This is a genomic window from Novosphingobium sp. MMS21-SN21R (assembly GCF_031846015.1).
Classification (GTDB): Bacteria; Pseudomonadota; Alphaproteobacteria; order Sphingomonadales; family Sphingomonadaceae; genus Novosphingobium.
In genome coordinates this window covers 369,141-387,360 of the sequence record NZ_JAVRDU010000003.1, presented here as the reverse complement: position 1 = coordinate 387,360, position 18,220 = coordinate 369,141, and the positions used below count along the sequence as shown (strand labels likewise).

The following is an 18,220-nucleotide window of genomic DNA, read 5'->3' as shown; positions in this document are numbered from 1 at the left end:
GGGTCCGGGGAGATGAACTATGGTGCGCATCATCAAATGGGCAGGGTTCATCATCCTCGGTCTGGTTGCCATCGTTTGCCTGCTGGCACTGTGGCTGGTGGGGCCGGGCAATATCGGCCGGATGGCGTTTGGTTGGGGCATCACTTATGATGCCGAAGCACCAAAGCTGCCCAAATTTTCGCAACCTGCCATCCTGATATTCTCCAAGACCAACGGCTTTCGCGATAGCGCGCAGATTGCTGCAGCCAATGCTGCTGTGGAACAGATTGCCCGTGAAAAGGGCTTGGCCAGCTTTACCACACAGAACGCAGCCGTTTTCAATGATAGCCAGTTGGCGCAGTTCAACGCGGTGGTCTGGAACAGTGTCAGCGGTGATGTGCTGACGCCGGAACAACGCAGCGCGTTCCAGAAGTGGCTGGCAGCAGGGCACGGCTTTGTCGGCCTGCATGGATCAGGCGGCGATCCGTCGTACAAGTGGCGCTGGTATGTCGATGAACTGATCGGAGCACAATTCATTGGCCACACGCTCTCGCCGCAGATTCAACCGGCGCGGCTCAACGTGGAAAACCGGACACATCCGGCGACGCGCCATCTGGATGCCCAATGGCAGCGCGAAGATGAATGGTACAGCTTCGCCGGCAATCCGCGTGCCAAGGGCTACACCGTTCTCGTCAGCATTGACGAGGCGTCCTACAGCCCGCGCGAACGTATTCCGCTGATGCTGGACCGCGATCTGAGCATGGGCGGCGATCATCCGATGGTCTGGACGCATTGCGTGGGCCAGGGCCGCGCGTTCTATTCTGCGCTGGGGCACCGCGCCAAGGATTATTCCGAACCGCGCCACGTGGCGATGATTGCAGGGGCCATCGCCTGGGCGGCGGGGATGGAAGGCACTGGCTGCGAAAAAGCCGCAGCGCAATAACGCCAACCCTGCCGCCGTTCGATCATCCGACCATCAAAGGCCAAGCACCCGCGCGGCGTTGTCGTGCAGGAACTTGGGCCAGACGTCGTCCTTGAACGGCACGTCGTCCATTTCGGTGAAAATGCGATCAAGGGTCAGGCCCATCGGGAAATAGCCTGCATAGATGATCTTTTCCGACCCGCGCGTATTGGCAAAGCGGATGATCTCTTCGGGCCAGTATTTGGGGGCAAAGGCGCTGGTCGAATAATAGAGGTTCGGCCATTTCAGCAGCAGTTTTACCGCAAGGTCGACCCATGGTTCAGCGCCGTGACGCATGACGAACTTCAGTTCGGGAAAGTCGTAGCAGACTTCGTCGATCAGTTCGATCTTCTGCGCAGCCAGCGGAATGCGTGGTCCCGGAACGCCGGTTGTGCAGAAAACCGGAATGTTCAATTCGCAGCATTTTGCGTAAATCGGATACCAGTGTTTGTCGTTGATCGGGCAGGGCGGGTTCTGCCCGGCCGGAAACATCGACACGCCCTTGAGGCCGTAATCGTCAAAGCCCTTTTGAATATCGCGCACAGCATCCATGCCGCGATGCGGGTTCGTCGGCATGATGGCGGCAAACCTGTCGGGATAACGGCGCAGCGCTTCGGCGGTGCGATCATCATTGGTATGGATCACCCCGACACGGATGTTGAATTCGTCCATCTTCGCAATGGTTTCCTCGATCGAGGTATCGCGATCCTGGCCTTCTGCCAGCTCTCCGGGCAGATCCTTGAACATGTACTCCGCAGGGTGCCGGTCCCACTTCACCTTCTCGCTGGCGACAAGGGGCGCATGCTGCCGGTCGCGAAAGCCGATCAGTGTATCGATGACCGCAATATCGCGGGGACGGGGCATGGCATTTTCCTTCTGACGGGCGGTAAGATTCGATTAATGCAACACGGTGTGTGTATTGTAAAGCCGGGCAATCTCGGGCAAGTAGGATTCGGGCGATGGGTGGGATTGCTTGCGTGCTGCATTGACCAGTGCGGCACGCGGTTCCAGAATTTCCAGAGGGTGAAGTGTGAAGCAGGCTGTGCCATCATCGGGGGCGGACTACAACGGCACGGTGATATTGCGCCGCTGGCGTGAACGGTTGCGCGCGCCGGTGATCGGCGCGCCAATGTTTCTGGCATCCGGCGTCGATCTGGTGATTGCGCAGTGCACCAGCGGAATCATCGGCACGTTTCCGGCGTTGAATGCCAGGCCATCGGCCCAGTTTGACGAATGGTTGTGCCAGATTGAAGAAGCGCTGGCCGCGTGGGACCGCGACCATCCCGATGCCCTGTCAGCGCCCTTTGGCGTCAACCTTATTGTCCACAAAAGCAATCCGCGCCTTGATGAAGACCTGGCGCTTTGCGTGCAGCATAAGGTTCCGCTGGTGATCAGTTCGATGGGCGCGCGCGAGGATGTGAACCGTGCGGTCCAATCCTATGGCGGCGTGACATTGCACGATGTGACCAATCAGGATCACGCACGAAAGGCGCTCGAAAGAGGCGCAACAGGATTGATTGCCGTGGCGGCAGGCGCAGGCGGTCATGCCGGAACGCTATCGCCCTTTGCGTTGATCGAGGAATTGCGCGCGTGGTTTGACGGGCCGATTGCGCTGGCAGGGGCGATTGCAACGGGGCGGGCAATTGCCGCCGCGCGCACGATGGGCGCAGATTTTGCCTATATCGGTTCCGCCTTCCTTGCGACCCATGAGGCATATTGCAGCGACGCACAGAAAGCCGCAGTCGTGAACGCGTCTGCACAGGATATTGTCTATACACCGGCCTTCAGCGGAACGCCGGCCAATTACTTGCGCAGTTCGATTGCGGCGGCGGGACTTGATCCCGACGCTTTGCCAACCAGCCGCCGCGAGCTGAATGTCGGTGCACAGGACGGGGCCACCCGGACGTGGTCCGACATCTGGGGATGTGGCCAGGGGGTTGGTCCGATTACGGAAGTCGAACCGGCGGCGACCATGATCGACCGGCTGGTTCATGGCTATCACGATGCGATTTCGAAAAGAGGTGACGCGTGAATTTTGATTATACCGACGATCAGAAGTCGTTGAAGGAAGAGGCCCGCAGGTTTCTTGCTGCAGCGTCACCATTGACCGTCGCGCGTGGTGTTCTCGAAGCGCCGGATGCAGGGTATGACACCGGCCTGTGGGCGCGCATCGCCGAACAGGGCTGGTGCGGGGCAACCATTCCCGAAGCCTATGGCGGGCTTGGCCTTGGCTATGTCGAACTGTGCGCGCTGGCCGAAGAACTGGGCCGCGCCGTGGCGCCTGTGCCTTTTGCATCCAGCATCTATTTCTTTGCCGAAGGTGTCCTGCTGGCCGGCAACGAAGAACAGAAGAGCACCTTGTTGCCGCTGGTTTCGGCGGGCGAACTGATCGGGACGCTGGCCGTTTCCGAAGGTCCGGGCGCGCTGACCGGGGCGCGGATTGCGGCCAAGGTGACTGCGGGCAAGTTGAGCGGCACCAAGCTTCCGGTTGCCGATGGCATGGCCGCAGGTCTGGCGATTGTGCTGGCGCAAAGCGAAAGCGGGCTGGGGCTTTTCCTTGCCGACCTTTCGGATGCCAGCGTAACCCGTGCGCCGGTTTCGACGATTGATCCCACGCGCGGTTCGGCCCGTATCGTGTTTGACGCCACTCCTGTCACGCCGCTGGGCGAGGCGGGCAAGGGGTTTGAAACACTGGCGCGCATTCAGGATCGCGGCGCCATCCTCCTGGCTTTCGAACAGTTGGGCGGCGCTGACCGCTGCCTTGAAATGGCGCGCGATTATGCGCTGGAACGCTATGCCTTCGGGCGGCCGATTGGCAGCTATCAGGCGATCAAGCACAAGCTGGCCGACGTGTTCGTGAAGAACGAAGTGGCGCGCGCCAATGCCTATTACGGCGCATGGGCACTTTCCACCGATGCGGATGAATTGCCGGTGGCAGCGGCTGCGGCGCGCGTGGCCGGTTGCGCAGCCTATTGGCTGGCGGCCAAGGAAATGATCCAGACGCATGGCGGCATTGGCGTGACGTGGGAGGCCGATTGCCACTTCTTCTATCGCCGCGCCCGCCATCTGGGATTGGTGATCGGTGCCCCGCGCGACTGGAAGCGCAGGCTGGCCGATGGACTTGAAGCGCGCGTCAACGCGGAGAACGCAGCATGAACTTCGACGATAACCCGCAGGAAGCCGCCTATCGTGCAACCGTGCGCGCCTGGATCGAGGCGAACGGTCCGGACATGAACGTGCTGGCGCCCGAAGAGCGGCGCAACTGGCACGATAAGCACAAGGCCATCGCCAGCGTCTGGCAAAAGACCAAGGCCGACGCCGGATATGCTTGCATTTCGTGGCCCAAGGAACGTGGCGGCGCAGGTGGCACCACCATTGAAGAGGCGATCTTCAATCAGGAAGAGGCGCGCGCAGGGCTTCAGTTCACCTATTTCATGACCGGCCTGCACATGCTGCTGCCGGCGTTGATGGAACACAGCAAGGACGAAGCATCGCTTGCCCGCGTCGCGCCGGCCGTGCGCGGTGAAGAAATCTGGTGCCAACTGTTCTCGGAACCCTCCAGCGGTTCGGATTCGGCAGCGACCCGGACGATGGCGGTCAAGGACGGCGATCACTGGGTGCTGAATGGCCAGAAGGTATGGAACAGCGGCGCGCAGGCATCGGATTTCGGCATGGTTATCGCCCGGACCGATCCTGATGTACCCAAGCACAAGGGCCTGTCTGCATTCTGGCTGGACATGAAGACGCCCGGACTTGAAGTGCGTCCGATCAAGATGATGTCGGGTGACAGCGAATTGAACGAGGTCTTCCTCGAAGACGTGCGCATCCCTGATAACCAGCGCATCGGCGCGCCGGGCGATGGCTGGAAGGTGGTCATTTCCACCTTGATGAACGAACGCGCGGCACTGGGTTCGGGCACAGGTCTTTCCTGGCGCGAGATCATGGAGGTTGCGCGCAACAGCCCGGCCTTTGACGGCACCACGCTGGAAGATCCGGCATTCCGCGAATGGCTGGCGGATTACTATGTCGGTTCCGAAGCGATCCGTCTGCTCAGCTTCCGCACCTTGACCGCCATGTCGCGCGGTCATGCTCCGGGGCCGGAAGGTTCTGCAGGCAAACTGCTGTGGGCCACGCAGACACAGGAATTGACCAATCAGGCGCTGGATATTCAGGACCATTTCGGGCTGATCGACGATCCGGAAACCGCACTGTTGAACGGTGGTTTCCAGCACCGCTTCCTGTGGGCGCCTGCGCTGCGTCTGGGCGGCGGCACGGACGAGATCATGAAGAACATCATCGCCGAGCGTGTGCTGGGCCTGCCCGGAGACGCGCGCGTCGACAAGGCTGTGCCTTTCCGTGAAATTCCGACGGGGCGTTAAGCACCGCACCGTTGCAAATGCGGGGGCCTAGCTCCCGGACCGAGGAGAAAATACGATGGCATTCAATGCACAGGCCAATCGCGGCTATGCCGGTCTGCCACTGCCTTTCGGCTGGTTTGCGGTCGCGCTCAGCGATGAACTGGCGATTGGCGAGATCAAGACCCTGCAGTATTTTTCGCAGGAGTTCGTCGTGTGGCGTGGTGAGGATGGCGAGGCGCGGGCGGTTGATCCCTATTGCCCGCATCTGGGCGCGCATCTGGGCGTCAATTCATCGGTGCAGGGCAATGACCTGCAATGCGCTTATCACCACTGGGAACTGAACGGTGAAGGGGCGGTTACCAAGATCCCCTATACCAAGGTGATCCCGCCGGTTCTCAAGCGCAATTGCCTGCCGGTCTGGCCGTTGTTCGAAGCCGATGGCGTGATTTATGTGTGGTATCACCCGCGCCGTGAAGCGCCGATGTGGGAAGTTGCCCGCCTGCCCGATTGCCCCGATGGCGATTGGGTCGAGGTCGAGCGGCACGATTGGATCGTGAACATCCACTGTCAGGAAATCACCGAAAACGGTCAGGACTATGCCCACTTCAACGCCGTGCATGGCGTTCAGGGGCCGTCCGAAGGTGAATTTGCGCTGGATGGCTGGGGCCGCCGCAACAAGGTGACGGCGCAGATGGTAACGCCGCGCGGACCGATGACCGGGATCATCGATGTGAACGCGATGGGACCGGGGCAATCGATCGTCGAATATATCGACGTGTCGCATGTGGTGCAGTCACAGCAGGTGACGCCGATTGATTCGGAACATACCCACATCCGCTGGCAGATGTATCACCCCCCCGGCATCAGCGATGGCAAGCTGCGCGTAACCAAGGCGCGCATCCGCGATCTGGTAAAGCAGATCCATCAGGATATTCCGATCTGGAACAACAAGAAGAACAAGACCGATCCGATCCTTGTTCAGGGTGACGGACCGATCCTGGCCTATCGCCGCGCCTATCAGAAGTTCTACGACAAGGCGCAGGAATGACCGGGGTTCACGCTGGTCTTGCGCAACCGCGTCAAACACGGTCGGCGTGCGATCTTGAAGGCGTCTTTCGCCCTGTGGTCATTGACTTTGGGGCAACGATTAATGGCCGCGCAACGTCAGACGGCCAAAGCTGGTGCAAAGGAGCGGAAATTGACACAAGGGCAGAATGACGGAAGCTACACGGTTCCGGCGCGTAACATCCCCGTTCCGGAGCATGTCAGCCCGGTTGCGCGCATGTACCTTGTGCCAAGGCCGGGATCGCCTGCGTACCCGCCATTGGACGACAAGGCCGGGTGGCTGGCCTATGTCAATGCAACAGATCAGGCGGTGCTGCCACTGTTGCGCCAGATTTCAGCGGGCGCAACGGCGCAGGCCACGACGCGTGCAGCAGGCACGGCCAAGGTGTTCGAGGTTGTGCCGCAAGGCCTTTCCGCCGATGACCGCACTGTCGTTCTGGAAATGCATGGCGGCGCATTGATCCTGTGCGGAGGAGAGCTTTGCGAGTTGATGGCGATGGGATCGGCGGCGCGGTTGCAGCGCAGGATCTGGTCGGTTGATTACCGGATGCCGCCAGAACATCCCTATCCTGCGGCGCTGGACGATTGCATGGCTGCTTATCGGGCGCTTCTGGAAGTGCGCCAGCCGCATGAAATCATCGTCAGCGGCGGTTCGGCCGGTGGCAACCTTGCGGCGGCATTGATACTGCGCGCCAAGGATGAAGGTTTGCCGATGCCGGCAGGTCTGATCCTGGGGACACCGGAAATCGACCTGACGGAGTCCGGGGACACGTTCCACACATTGGACGGTGTCGATCCGGGGTTGGCCAGCCTGATGGCGGTGAACCTGCTTTATGCCAATGGCGCAGACCTCAAGCATCCCTATCTTTCGCCGCTGTTTGGCGATCTGTCGGCCTTCCCGCCAGTGATCCTGACATCGGGCACCCGCGATCTCTATCTGTCCAACACGGTGCGCATGCACCGGGCGCTGCGGGCTGCAGGAGTGCAGGCTGAACTGCACCTAACCGAGGCTGGGCCGCACACAGGGTTTCCCGGCGGGCCGGAAGGTGCCGCAATCGACACGGAAATACGCAGTTTCATCGCCCGATGCACCAGCGCCGCGTGAAGGCGCAATCGCCAGAATTTTCGATATTGCAGGAGTAGAGTGAATGGCCGCTGGCATTGGTATGGACGCTGCGCTGGAGATTGCAGATCGGGTCGAACGCTTCGTTCGCGATATCGTGATCCCCTATGAGTCCGATCGGCGCCGCGACGACCACGATGCGCCGACGGACGAACTGGTGCAGGAATTGCGCGGGCTTGCGCGTGAAGCAGGCGTGCTGACGCCGCATATCCTGCCCGATGGCCGCCATCTGAACCAGCGAGAAACGGCGGTGGTGCTCACCCGCTCGGGCCTTTCGCCGTTGGGCATGCTGGCCTGCAACACGCAGGCGCCCGATGAAGGCAACATGTATCTGCTCGGCAAAGTCGGCAGTCCGGAACTGAAAGAGCGTTTCCTCAAGCAATTGGTATCGGGTGAATCGCGGTCGGCGTTCTTCATGACCGAACCTGCCGCCGATGGCGGAGCAGGGTCCGATCCGATGATGATGCAGACCACCTGCCAGCGCGATGGCAATCACTGGGTTATCAATGGCCGCAAGGCGTTCATCACCGGGGCCAAGGGTGCCAAAGTGGGCATCGTCATGGCCAAGGACGAACAGGGCGGCGCGTGCATGTTCCTGGTGGACCTGCCCGATCCCGCCATCCGCATCGAACGCGTGCCCAACACCATAGACAGTTCAATGCCCGGTGGCCATTCGACCATCGCCATCGAGAACTTGCGCGTGCCCGCTGATCAGATGCTGGGTGAGCCGGGCGAGGGCTTCAAATATGCGCAAGTGCGCCTGTCCCCTGCGCGTCTGTCGCACTGCATGCGCTGGCTTGGTGGTTGCATCCGCGCGCAGGAAATCGCCACGGAATATGCGTGCAAGCGCATGGCGTTTGGCAAGCACCTGATCGAACACGAAGGCGTTGGCTTCATGCTGGCCGAAAACATGATCGACCTCAAACAGGCCGAACTGATGATCGACTGGTGCGCCGGCGTGCTTGATACCGGATCGCTGGGAACGGTCGAAAGCTCGATGGCCAAAGTCGCCGTGTCCGAGGCGCTGATGCGCGTGGCGGACAAGTGCGTGCAAGTGATGGGCGGATCGGGCGTGACGAGCGATACGATTGTGGAGCAGATGTTCCGCGAGGTGCGCGCGTTCCGCATCTATGACGGCCCGACCGAAGTGCATAAATGGAGCCTTGCCAAGAAGATCCGCCGCGACTGGCGGACCGCGCAGGCATGAGCGGCGCAGTGCAGGACGCCAACGCCGGCACCACGCCGGTCCGTGAAGGCTACAGCTTTGATGAAGCCGCGCTGTCTGCGTGGTTGGCTGACCATGTCGATGGCTTTGCCGGTCCGATGCAGGTTGAACAGTTCAAGGGCGGACAATCAAATCCGACTTACAAGCTGGTCACGCCAGCGCGCAGCTATGTGCTGCGGCGCAAGCCGCCGGGGCCGGTGCTGAAGGGGGCACACGCGGTCGAGCGCGAGGCGCAAGTGCTGACTGCGCTCGGCTCGGTCGGCTTTCCGGTCGCGCACGTCTTTGGCCTGTGCACCGATGAAAGCGTGATCGGCAGCTGGTTCTATGTGATGGAAATGGTCGAAGGCCGCATCTTCTGGGATGCGACATTCCCCGAAGTTTCCAAGGCAGAACGCCCCGCTTATTTCGATGCGATGAACGCCACGATTGCGCAACTGCACGGCATTGATGTGCAAGCGGTCGGGCTTGGCGATTATGGCAAGCCGGGCAATTACTTTGCGCGGCAGGTCGGCCGGTGGTCGCGCCAATATCTTGAAGACGAATTGGCGGGCCGCGATCCGAACATGGATGCGCTGCTAGAATGGCTGCCCACTGCCATTCCCGAAGGCGACGAAACGAGCGTGGTTCACGGCGATTTCCGCTGCGACAACATGATCTTTCACCCGACAGAGGCGCGGGTGATCGCGGTGCTGGACTGGGAGCTTTCAACGCTGGGCCATCCGCTGGCGGATTTTGCCTATCACGCGATGATGTATCACATGCCGCCCAGCATCGTGGCAGGCCTTGAAGGAGCCGATCTGGCGGCGCTCAACATCCCGACCGAAGCGGAATACGTTGCCGCCTATTGCCGCCTCACAGGCCGCGACAGCATCGCGTCGTGGGACTTTTACATGGCTTTCAACTTCTTCCGGCTCGCCGCGATCTTTCACGGAATCAAAGGCCGCTATTTGCGAGGCACAGCGGCGTCAGCAAGCGCCAAGGACCGCGCCGAGGCGTTTCCGGTATTGGCGCGGCTTGCGCGTGAAGCGATGGACCGTTGCCGGTAACAACAGCATTGGCCGGGTAACACGGAAGGCCCCTGTTCGTCCGGCCAATGTCAGCTTGTCACTTGCCCTTGTAATAGCTCTCGCGCGTATTGCTCCAGTAGACCTGACCAGCGCCAACCAAGGCTAGGATTGCACCCCACAGTGCCCATTGCTTGTCATTGGCCATGAAGCTGTCGAGGAAAGCGATGTTGAATCCTTGCAGGATCCAGATGCCACCCATTATCACCATCAGCAGGCCGAGAAGGCTGCTGATCGCGCGCATGATGCCGTTGAAAAAATCTTTCATGGTGTTCTTTCCAATCCTGGGAATCAGGCTGCTGCCGGTTTGAAGGTGAGGGCATCGCCATTCATGCAATAGCGCAGGCCAGTCGGCTTTGGTCCATCATCAAAAACATGGCCAAGATGACCCCCGCACGTGCTGCACAGGATTTCCGTTCGCGGGCGCGCGATGGTGAAATCCGGGCGGCGGATCGTGGTATTCGGCAAGGGCTGCCAGAAACTGGGCCAGCCGGTCTTGCTGTCATACTTGGTGGATGAATCGAACAGTGGCGTATCACAACCGGCGCAGGCGAAAATGCCCTTGCGGTGTTCTTTCAGCAGTGGGCTGGTTCCGGGCCGTTCGGTGGCGCCTTTGCGCAGCACTTCGTAGCTTTCAGGATTGAGCTTTGCGCGCCATTGCGCGTCGGTCATCTGCACGCTGAAAGTGGTCCCGGCGGTTGCCTCTTCTGCCGCGCCCCGGTTCATCATCCGGCTGGCGGCAAAGGCAGCAACCAGCGCACCAACGCTGGCCATTCCCAGAAATTCCCGTTTGTTCATAACGCTGTCCTCATGAGGCTGAATGGTCGTGCGCGATCAGCGCGAGTTCTGGCGGCAATGCCGGAAATTGAGGCGGGCGGCGTTCCTGCCAGCTTGCCATGCCTTCCTTGAAATCGGGGGCAAGGAAGGCTTCGTCAAGCAGCTTTACCGAATGTTCGAAGCTGTCGTGGAAGCGGCGCGTCAGGTCTTCGAAGCTTTGCTGCTTGATCGCGCGCATCGCGAAGGGCGAGCAGTTTTCGACGAGCATGGCGGCATAGGCGCGGGCTTCTGCCATGAGGTCTGAGGCGGGCACCACCTTGTTGACAAGGCCCATGCGTTCGGCTTCTGCAGCGCGCACCAGACGCGCCGAGAGCAGCAGATCGGTGGCGTGGCCTGTCCCGACAAGGCGCGGCAAAAGCCAGCTCATGCCCATTTCGGCCACCAGCCCCCGGCGCGCATAGGCGGTTGAAAACTTTGCGTCTGCGGATGCAATTCGGATGTCGCTGACCAGCGCCTGCTGCAACCCGATGCCAAAACACGCGCCATTTATGGCCGCGATGATCGGTTTGCCGATGGACAGTGGAAACCAGTAGGGCTGGTCTGCTGCCGATTTTATATCGCCAGTCTGGGCCACAGCCTGAAGTTTGGCGCCATCGCCGCCAACGCAGAATGCCTTGCCCGCGCCGGTGACGATGATCGCGCGCACTTCAGGCGAACGCGATGCTTGTTCAAGCAGGTTGAAATAGCCGCGCACCATCGGACCGTTCCAGGCATTGCCATGGTCGGGCCGGTTGAGCGTGATCGTCATGATCCCGTCCGAAACCTCGGCCAGAACGGCGCTTTCGCTATCGGCCATTGTGGTCAGGCCTTGCGGAAGACAGGGAGGCTGAACGGACCGGCAGCGTCTTCGGCATCGACGAAGGTGACTTCAACCGGCATCTCGAAGGTGATGTCATCATAGCTGAAATCGGCCGGGTTGCTGAGGAAGATCGGGCCTTCTTCCAGCTCTACCATGATCGTGTCATAGGGAACGGGCATCACGCCGCGATAATAGTCCTGCACAAAGCTGCACCAGCTGACGACCTTGCCTTTGCCGCACATGGTGTTGAACGCCAGATCGGTGCTGCCGCAATGTTCGCAGGCCGATATGACAGGCCAGCTGTGATTGCCGCAGGCGGTGCAACGCTGAATGCGCAGTTCGCCCTGGGCGCAACCGGCCCAGAATTCATCATGGCCGGGGCCAAGGGTGCGGTTGGGTCGCTTCTGCGTCATTATTGCTCTCCCCGCATGAAGATAACCGGGTGGACCTGATCGGTCTGCGCCAGCGAGAACATCGAAACCTGCACGTCCTTGACCTGCCGGGGGCCGGCTTCATGGCGAAGCTGGCGCACGATTTCGGCAACGTGGTTCCAGCCATGCATGTAGGAACCGGACAAGATGCCACCTGCCATGTTGACCGGAAGCGATCCGTTCACGTCCATTTCGCCGCTTTTGCAGAATTCCAGCCCTGCGCCGGGTTCGACAAAGCCGTGGCCTTCGATGTGATTGATCAGGTGGATGGTCGAGGCGTCATAGCCTTCGAAATGCTGGACATCCTCGAGCGCGATGCCCGCCATGGCCAGCGCTTGCCGGCCCGATTCCTGAAACTGCGGGCGCAGCCGTTCCCGCACCAGCGTGTGCATCTTGTTGGCGGTGACGGCGCTGTGGCCCCATCCGCCAATATCGACCGGAACATGGGCCAGCCCTTTGGCCAGGTCTGACCGGCGCAGGATAAGGCATACCGCGCCATCGTTGACCAGGCACAGATCGAACAGGTGCAGGGGCCGCACGACATAGCGCGAGGCCAGATACTTTTCGACCGTCAGCGGCGCTTGCATGATCGCGTTGGGATTGCGCATCGCATTGGTGCGCATCTGGATGGCGACGGACGCCAGATCAGCCTCAGTCGCGCCATAAGCCTGCTGGTAATACTGCCAGATCAGTGCCCAGTGCGCGGCCTGCGAGCTCCAGCCCCAGGGGTGGTGGTAATAGTATGAACTGGGCGCGCCGTTATCGAATGTCTGGCCGCCAAACTTGCGCCCGATCGAGCGGGTGGCTGCCGAGAAAATCAGCACGACTGTATCGCATTTGCCATCGGCAATGGCCTTGGCCGCGACGGGCAATGGCCCTGCGCATATGCCGCCGCTGCGATCAACGATATGTTTGGGCTTGAGCCCCAGCATGGTGGCGGTTTCTTCTGCGGTTGGCCCGCCGTAGAGATAATTGACGCCCAACCCGTCGATGTCGTCACGCGTCAGACCGGAATCTGCGAGCGCGCGTTCAAAAGCGATGACGGCAAGGCTTTCGGACGTGTGCCCTTCATACCCTGGCGCTTTGGCACGGGCAGCCTGATAGTCGTCGTGAAAGTCGCTCTCGCCCAGGCCGATGATGGCAGCCTTGCGGCTGAGATCGGGGGTGGGTTCGGGAACCTTGAACAGTTCCATGTAGGACATCGGCTTGCTCTCCGTAACTCGATCAGGCGATTGCGTGCTGGCCGCCGTGGGGCATGGCATTTCCTGCCAGCGCGATGAGCGAATGCCGGGCCGCAATATGCGCCGTCTGGCAGCGCACTGCGCCACCAGATCCGATGCCTTTGCGCGAAACGAAGGTCTCCAATCCGTGCATGACATCGCTCATGCAAACGGGGACTATAGCAAATGGCGGGGGTACGGAAGGGCATTTTGCACACAGCGAAGCGCATTAATATAGAAGGCTGCCTCGCAACCCTATGCTGCGTTCAATGGTGTGTGCCAACCGATGTTATTTGCTTGCTGCCAGATAGGTGTGGCAACGGCAAATATCGGTTGGATTGTCCCAGACATGCTTTCTCGGTATACCGCGTGGCATGGATTTCCGCCTGCTTCGCTACTTCATCGCCACGGTTGAAGAAGGATCGCTGCAAGGTGCGGCGCGGCGGATGAACATTGCCCAGCCCGCCTTGTCGCGCCGCATCCGTGATCTGGAATTGACGCTGGGATGCACTCTGTTGATCCGTGGTTCACGCGGGGTTACGACGACGCCTGCGGGAAAATGCTTCCATGATGAAGCCGTCGCTCTGGTCAAAGCATTGGACCGCGCGATCCATAATACGCGGCGCATCGAACTGGAGCAGGACCGGCCCGTGCGTTTGGGGCTGGTCATGAATGCACGCAAATATGCTTTCGTTCATGATGCTATCGAGGCGTTTCAGGTGGGGCCGGGGCATCTTGATCTGGCATACATGCGCGCGCCATCGGTTGATCTGGTCGAGGCGCTGCGCGATGACCGGTTGGACATAACCCTTGCTTATGAACGTCGCATCCGATCCCCCAAACTGGCCGAGCGGCTGATTCACAAGGAGCGCTATATCGTTGCGGTGCATCCCGCGCATCCGCTGGCCGTCCATACGCCGATCCGGTTGACCGAACTTGCCGATCAGCCGCTGATCTGGCTGGCCCGCCATTCCGCCCATGATGAACAGGATGTGTTGATGCAGCAGTGCCGCCTGCATGGACTGGAGCCGATCATCCGCCAGCTTTCGGCCACGCATGAAGAACAGCTCGATCTTGCATCGGTCAGCACAGGCCTGTGCCTGACTCCGGCATCGACCATCCTTTCGACAAGTCCGGGGCAATTCGTTTTTCGCCCGCTGACCGACTTTGTCATGGAACTGGACCTGACGCTGGGCTGGCTGCGCGAAGCCGCAAACCCGTCGGTCAGCGCCTTGATGGCGACGCTGCATACCGCGATTGACCAGCACCAGGCCGCCATCGTTTTAGGCACGGAAAGCTGGACCACGCTGTGCGGCCATGAGGTTGTCCGGGTGTCGGACGAGGGCTGATCCTTCGCGCCGCTGCCGCGCTGAAAAGCGCAATGCATCACAGGCGATGCAAAATTTGACATTGCTCAAGTCGCGTTATGCCCGGCTGCGATAGCAATGGGCCTTCTCCGGAATGACCCATTCAAGGATCGCGCCATGGCTGATACTGCAAGCAACCCGTTCCCGATCACGAACCCCGCCCTGATTCCGGCTGAACGGTATTACAGCGACGCGTTCTTCAAGGCAGAGCAGGAAAAGCTGTGGCCCCATGTGTGGCAAATGGCCTGTCGTCTGGAAGAGATTCCCAATCAGGGCGATTACACCGTCTACGAGATTTTCGACCGTTCGGTGATCCTGCTCAATACAGCCGATGGCGTGAAAGCGTTTCTCAATGCCTGCCGTCATCGCGGGGTTAAGCTGGCGCGGGGCAAGGGCAATTGCAAGAACCGTGGCTTCCGCTGCCCGTTTCACGGTTGGCGCTGGGACGAACAGGGCAAAAACAGCTTCGTGTTCGGGCGCGAAATCTTTGATGAAGCCATCATCACGCCGGACCAGATCGATCTTGCGCCGGTCCGTGTCGAGTTCTGGGCAGGCTGTGCGTTCATCAATTTTGATGACACTGCACCCGGCCTGCGCGAAAGCCTTGGCCCTGTGGCCGAACGCATGGACACCCGGCGTGCAGAAACACTGAAGATCGAATGGTGGTTTGGCACGGTACTGCCCACCAACTGGAAATTGGCGATGGAAGCCTTCCATGAAGGCTATCACGTGATGCAGACGCATCCGCAATTGTTCCAGGTATCGCCTTATGCCACCACACAATTCGGGCCGGACTTTGATGGCAAGCCTGTCAACGAAGGTCTGACCGGCAAGGAAATGGTGCAGCACATCCTGGCCTTCCTGCACAATCTGAACGAGGGCATGGGTGGATCGATGATCCACAAATCCGAACTGGCGGTGATCGACCGTCTGGCCGGGATGGACGTGCCCGAAGATCCGATGGCAGCCGCAGCCGCATTCTACACCCAGGCCTGCAAGGATGTGGAAGCCGACGCGCGGGCGCGCGGGGTGGAAACATTCGATATTGCCAAGGCGTTTCTGGGCCCGGACATGCACTATGTCGAATTCATGTTCCCGAACTATTTCCTGCTTCCGGTCATGGGAGCCATGGCATCGTACCGGATACGTCCGCTGACGCCGGAAACATGCCTGTTCGAAATCTGGAACATGGCCCCGCGCGCCGATGGCGAACCATTCGAAACGCCCAAAGGCCCCACGATGCTGCCCTTTGATTCACAGGATTTCCCGGAAATTCCGCGTCAGGATTATTCCAACCTGCCATTGCAGCAAGTGGGACTGCACAATCTTGACTTCATGCGGATCGGCAGCAGTCTGGGCAAGGGCGGCGAAGGCATGATCAGCAATTATCAGCGACTGATTGACGGCTATATTGCCGGCCTGCCTGCCGATACCCTCGCCAAATCATCACAGATCGTGAATTGCGGTTTCGATGCCCCGATCATGGATATCGGCATCTGATCAGGCAACAGGACGCTACTTGCGCGGGCCGGCTTTGACCGGGCGGCCCTTTGCGTTGGGGGGCCAGCCAAACCTGCCACCCTGCCTTGCAATTTAATGACACAGCCATGATGCATTAGGCATGGACATACGGTCTCTTCGAAGGCACTAGAGCGTGCAAGGGATTCTTGTGCGCGTGTGCCCAGGGATCAAAGACAATCGCCGCGCTGTCATGCACTGGTTGTTGTCTGGTGGTGATGTCAAGAAGTTGAGGGACAGGTCTGATGGTGCAAGGTAATCTGGGCATCGAGCCGGAAGTGCTCAAGTCCATCTATGGTCAAATGGTGCGCATCCGCGCCGTGGACAAAGCCATTCAGGCAGGTCTTTCGGCCGGCAAGTTCACTTTCACATATTGGCCGATGACCGGTCAGGAAAACATCCCCGCCACGATCTCGCAGCTTACCACCGCGCGCGATTACATGGTCACCACCTATCGCGGCATTCACGATCAGGTTGCCAAGGGCGTTGATCTGTACGGCATGTTTGCCGAAGCGCTGGGCCGTGAAGGCGGCTTGAACAAGGGCAAGGGCGGCAGCCCGCACATCTCTGATCCCTCGTCGGGTTCGATGGTCACGACCGCCATCGTCGGTGCTGGTCCGGTTATTGCCAACGGCCTTGCCATTTCGGCCAAGGAACGCGGCGAAGACCGTGTGACGATCGTCAACTTTGGCGATGGTGCAACCTCGATCGGTCCCGTGCATGAAGCCATGAACCTGGCTGGCGTGTGGAAGCTGCCGATCATTTTCCTGTGCCAGAACAACCAGTGGGGTGAATACACCCCGATTGAAACCTATACCGCCAGCCCCAACTTCTTTGGCCGTGCGCAAGCGCTTGGCTTCCGCGGCGTGCAACTCGACGGTAATGATCCTGCGGCCTTCTACAATGGCATGAAGGAAGTGATCGAATCCGTCCGCGCCGGCAATGGTCCGGTGTTTGTCGAAGCCTTGACCTATCGCATGGGCCCCCACGCCGGGGTTGGCGACAATTACAACGCCGCCAAGGACATTCTGGCTGCTGCCAAGGAGCGGGCGCCCGTTGAAAAGACGCGCAGCCTGCTGCTTGATGCCGGCATCTGCACCGAAGACGAACTGTCGGCAGTCGAAGCTGCTGCCAAGGCCGAAGTCGAAGACGCCATTGCCCGCGCCATGACCAGCCCGGTCACGCCTGCCAGCGAAACGCTGGTCGACGTGTTCGCCGATGCAACTTGCGTGCCCACACGCGGCATCTATCCGGTGCGCGAAGCCGAAGGCGAATTTCCCGGCCCCACCGCAACGATGACCATGGCTACCGCCATCACCGATGCACAGGACGTGGCCATGGCCGCCAATCCTGAAGTGTTCCTGCTGGGCGAAGACGTCGGCGATCCTCAGGGCGGCGCATTCGGCACGAACAAGGGCCTGCAGACCAAGTTCGGCAAGAACCGCGTCCGCAACACCCCGATTTCGGAATCGGCCATCATCGGTGCGGCCATCGGTTCATCAATCGCTGGCATGAACCCCATTGCAGAAATCATGTTTGCCGATTTCATGGGTGTCTGCCTCGATCAGATCGCCAACCACGCCGCAAAGCAGCGCTACATGTCGGGTTCGGCAACCCATGCACCACTGACCATCCGTATGCAGGTGGGCGGTGCCATTGGCGGTTTCGGTGCGCAGCATTCGCAGAACCTCGAAGCTTGGCTGACGCACGTCCCCGGCATCAAGGTGCTGTTCCCGTCCAACCCGGTAGACGCCAAGGGCATGCTGCTTTCGGCAATCAATGACCCCGATCCGGTGGTCGTGCTGGAATCGATCATGCTGCTGTTCACGCAGAAGGCAGAAGTACCAACCGGCGATTACCGCATCCCGCTGGGCGTCGCCAAGGTGAAGCGCGAAGGCACTGATGTCACGCTCATCAGCTATGGCTTTGAACTGCACAATTGCCTTGCCGCTGCAGAAGAGCTGGCCAAGGAAGGCATCAGCGCCGAAGTGATCGATTTGCGTTCACTGGTGCCGATTGATTATCACCGTGTTCTGGAATCGGTGAAAAAGACCGGGCGGGCGGTTGTTGTCCATGCCGCAGTTGAATTCTGCGGTTTGGGTGCCGAAATCTGCTCGACCATCAATGAAGAACTCTGGGGCCAGCTCAAGGCACCGGCCATCCGCCTTGGTGCGGACTATGCGCCGATTGCCTATTCTCGCGAAATCGAGATGAGCCAGGTTCCCGGTGCAGCCGCAATCGTATCGCGCGTGCGCGCATCCCTGAAGTCCTGA

General features: G+C 60.1%; 18 protein-coding genes. 11 read left to right on the top strand and 7 right to left on the bottom strand.

Features of this window, described 5'->3' with window-relative positions; genetic code table 11:
- Positions 1-19: 19 nt before the first annotated feature.
- The gene (locus RM192_RS18010) at positions 20-922 is read left to right on the top strand and encodes a ThuA domain-containing protein (RefSeq protein ID WP_311509033.1); all 903 of its coding nucleotides are present in this window, start codon (positions 20-22) and stop codon (positions 920-922) included.
- Between the two features lie 33 nt (positions 923-955).
- Here the strand turns inward: RM192_RS18010 and RM192_RS18005 are convergent, their stop codons facing one another.
- Complete coding sequence (locus tag RM192_RS18005; protein WP_311509032.1) at positions 956-1,804, bottom strand: amidohydrolase family protein; 849 nt, start codon at positions 1,802-1,804, stop codon at positions 956-958.
- A gap of 265 nt (positions 1,805-2,069) precedes the next feature.
- Between RM192_RS18005 and RM192_RS18000 the strand changes: the two genes are divergently transcribed.
- The 7 genes from RM192_RS18000 to RM192_RS17970 all read left to right on the top strand — a co-directional run bounded on the left by RM192_RS18000 (position 2,070) and on the right by RM192_RS17970 (position 9,757).
- A complete protein-coding gene (locus RM192_RS18000; RefSeq protein ID WP_311509235.1) occupies positions 2,070-2,972 on the top strand; it encodes a nitronate monooxygenase family protein in 903 nt (300 codons plus the stop codon).
- Positions 2,969-4,096: an acyl-CoA dehydrogenase family protein gene (locus RM192_RS17995; protein WP_311509031.1), complete on the top strand. Its 1,128-nt coding sequence runs from the start codon at positions 2,969-2,971 to the stop codon at positions 4,094-4,096. The genes RM192_RS18000 and RM192_RS17995 overlap by 4 nt, the downstream gene beginning before the upstream one ends.
- Positions 4,093-5,319: an acyl-CoA dehydrogenase family protein gene (locus tag RM192_RS17990; protein WP_311509030.1), complete on the top strand. Its 1,227-nt coding sequence runs from the start codon at positions 4,093-4,095 to the stop codon at positions 5,317-5,319. Before RM192_RS17995 ends, RM192_RS17990 begins: the two co-directional genes overlap by 4 nt.
- Before the next feature lie 55 nt (positions 5,320-5,374).
- Positions 5,375-6,346, top strand: coding sequence for a Rieske 2Fe-2S domain-containing protein (locus tag RM192_RS17985; protein ID WP_311509029.1), 972 nt, complete (start codon positions 5,375-5,377; stop codon positions 6,344-6,346).
- 150 nt (positions 6,347-6,496) lie between these two features.
- A complete protein-coding gene (locus tag RM192_RS17980) occupies positions 6,497-7,468 on the top strand; it encodes an alpha/beta hydrolase (RefSeq protein WP_311509028.1) in 972 nt (323 codons plus the stop codon).
- A 43-nt stretch (positions 7,469-7,511) separates the two neighbouring features.
- Complete coding sequence (locus tag RM192_RS17975) at positions 7,512-8,693, top strand: acyl-CoA dehydrogenase (RefSeq protein WP_311509027.1); 1,182 nt, start codon at positions 7,512-7,514, stop codon at positions 8,691-8,693.
- The gene (locus RM192_RS17970) at positions 8,690-9,757 is read left to right on the top strand and encodes a phosphotransferase (RefSeq protein ID WP_311509026.1); all 1,068 of its coding nucleotides are present in this window, start codon (positions 8,690-8,692) and stop codon (positions 9,755-9,757) included. The genes RM192_RS17975 and RM192_RS17970 overlap by 4 nt, the downstream gene beginning before the upstream one ends.
- Before the next feature lie 58 nt (positions 9,758-9,815).
- On the opposite strand, the gene RM192_RS17965 is transcribed toward RM192_RS17970, so the two are convergent.
- From RM192_RS17965 to RM192_RS17940, 6 genes are read right to left on the bottom strand one after another with little or no spacing between them, the layout of a single operon-like run.
- Positions 9,816-10,043 (bottom strand): hypothetical protein, encoded by a 228-nt coding sequence (locus RM192_RS17965; protein ID WP_311509025.1) that lies wholly within the window; start codon positions 10,041-10,043, stop codon positions 9,816-9,818.
- Positions 10,044-10,066: 23 nt separating this feature from the next.
- A complete protein-coding gene (msrB, locus tag RM192_RS17960; protein ID WP_311509024.1) occupies positions 10,067-10,573 on the bottom strand; it encodes a peptide-methionine (R)-S-oxide reductase MsrB in 507 nt (168 codons plus the stop codon).
- A 10-nt stretch (positions 10,574-10,583) separates the two neighbouring features.
- Entirely contained in the window at positions 10,584-11,408 is an 825-nt protein-coding gene (locus RM192_RS17955) for an enoyl-CoA hydratase-related protein (protein ID WP_311509023.1), read from the bottom strand.
- 5 nt (positions 11,409-11,413) lie between these two features.
- Complete coding sequence (locus tag RM192_RS17950; protein WP_311509022.1) at positions 11,414-11,824, bottom strand: zinc ribbon domain-containing protein; 411 nt, start codon at positions 11,822-11,824, stop codon at positions 11,414-11,416.
- Entirely contained in the window at positions 11,824-13,044 is a 1,221-nt protein-coding gene (locus RM192_RS17945) for a thiolase family protein (RefSeq protein WP_311509021.1), read from the bottom strand. The genes RM192_RS17950 and RM192_RS17945 overlap by 1 nt, the downstream gene beginning before the upstream one ends.
- A gap of 22 nt (positions 13,045-13,066) precedes the next feature.
- A complete protein-coding gene (locus RM192_RS17940) occupies positions 13,067-13,228 on the bottom strand; it encodes a hypothetical protein (protein ID WP_311509020.1) in 162 nt (53 codons plus the stop codon).
- A gap of 208 nt (positions 13,229-13,436) precedes the next feature.
- On the opposite strand from RM192_RS17940, the gene RM192_RS17935 reads away from it, so the two are divergent.
- From RM192_RS17935 to RM192_RS17925, 3 genes are all read left to right on the top strand, one after another.
- Positions 13,437-14,411, top strand: a complete 975-nt coding sequence (locus RM192_RS17935) for a LysR family transcriptional regulator (protein ID WP_311509019.1) — start codon at positions 13,437-13,439, stop codon at positions 14,409-14,411.
- 135 nt (positions 14,412-14,546) lie between these two features.
- On the top strand, positions 14,547-15,929 hold the full coding sequence (locus RM192_RS17930) for an aromatic ring-hydroxylating dioxygenase subunit alpha (protein WP_311509018.1): 1,383 nt from the start codon (positions 14,547-14,549) through the stop codon (positions 15,927-15,929).
- A 263-nt stretch (positions 15,930-16,192) separates the two neighbouring features.
- A complete protein-coding gene (locus tag RM192_RS17925; RefSeq protein ID WP_311509017.1) occupies positions 16,193-18,220 on the top strand; it encodes a dehydrogenase E1 component subunit alpha/beta in 2,028 nt (675 codons plus the stop codon).

Excerpts from the sequence above, each read along its gene's own strand:
- msrB (WP_311509024.1), bottom strand. The coding sequence starts at position 10,573 with ATGAACAAACGGGAATTTCTGGGAATGGCCAGCGTTGGTGCGCTGGTT.
- RM192_RS17925 (WP_311509017.1), top strand. The coding sequence starts at position 16,193 with ATGGTGCAAGGTAATCTGGGCATCGAGCCGGAAGTGCTCAAGTCCATC.
- RM192_RS17950 (WP_311509022.1), bottom strand. The coding sequence starts at position 11,824 with ATGACGCAGAAGCGACCCAACCGCACCCTTGGCCCCGGCCATGATGAA.
- RM192_RS17940 (WP_311509020.1), bottom strand. The coding sequence starts at position 13,228 with ATGAGCGATGTCATGCACGGATTGGAGACCTTCGTTTCGCGCAAAGGC.
- RM192_RS17990 (WP_311509030.1), top strand. The coding sequence starts at position 4,093 with ATGAACTTCGACGATAACCCGCAGGAAGCCGCCTATCGTGCAACCGTG.
- RM192_RS17935 (WP_311509019.1), top strand. The coding sequence starts at position 13,437 with ATGGATTTCCGCCTGCTTCGCTACTTCATCGCCACGGTTGAAGAAGGA.
- RM192_RS17955 (WP_311509023.1), bottom strand. The coding sequence starts at position 11,408 with ATGGCCGATAGCGAAAGCGCCGTTCTGGCCGAGGTTTCGGACGGGATC.
- RM192_RS17985 (WP_311509029.1), top strand. The coding sequence starts at position 5,375 with ATGGCATTCAATGCACAGGCCAATCGCGGCTATGCCGGTCTGCCACTG.
- RM192_RS18010 (WP_311509033.1), top strand. The coding sequence starts at position 20 with ATGGTGCGCATCATCAAATGGGCAGGGTTCATCATCCTCGGTCTGGTT.
- RM192_RS17945 (WP_311509021.1), bottom strand. The coding sequence starts at position 13,044 with ATGTCCTACATGGAACTGTTCAAGGTTCCCGAACCCACCCCCGATCTC.
- RM192_RS18005 (WP_311509032.1), bottom strand. The coding sequence starts at position 1,804 with ATGCCCCGTCCCCGCGATATTGCGGTCATCGATACACTGATCGGCTTT.
- RM192_RS17930 (WP_311509018.1), top strand. The coding sequence starts at position 14,547 with ATGGCTGATACTGCAAGCAACCCGTTCCCGATCACGAACCCCGCCCTG.
- RM192_RS18000 (WP_311509235.1), top strand. The coding sequence starts at position 2,070 with ATGTTTCTGGCATCCGGCGTCGATCTGGTGATTGCGCAGTGCACCAGC.
- RM192_RS17975 (WP_311509027.1), top strand. The coding sequence starts at position 7,512 with ATGGCCGCTGGCATTGGTATGGACGCTGCGCTGGAGATTGCAGATCGG.
- RM192_RS17970 (WP_311509026.1), top strand. The coding sequence starts at position 8,690 with ATGAGCGGCGCAGTGCAGGACGCCAACGCCGGCACCACGCCGGTCCGT.
- RM192_RS17965 (WP_311509025.1), bottom strand. The coding sequence starts at position 10,043 with ATGAAAGATTTTTTCAACGGCATCATGCGCGCGATCAGCAGCCTTCTC.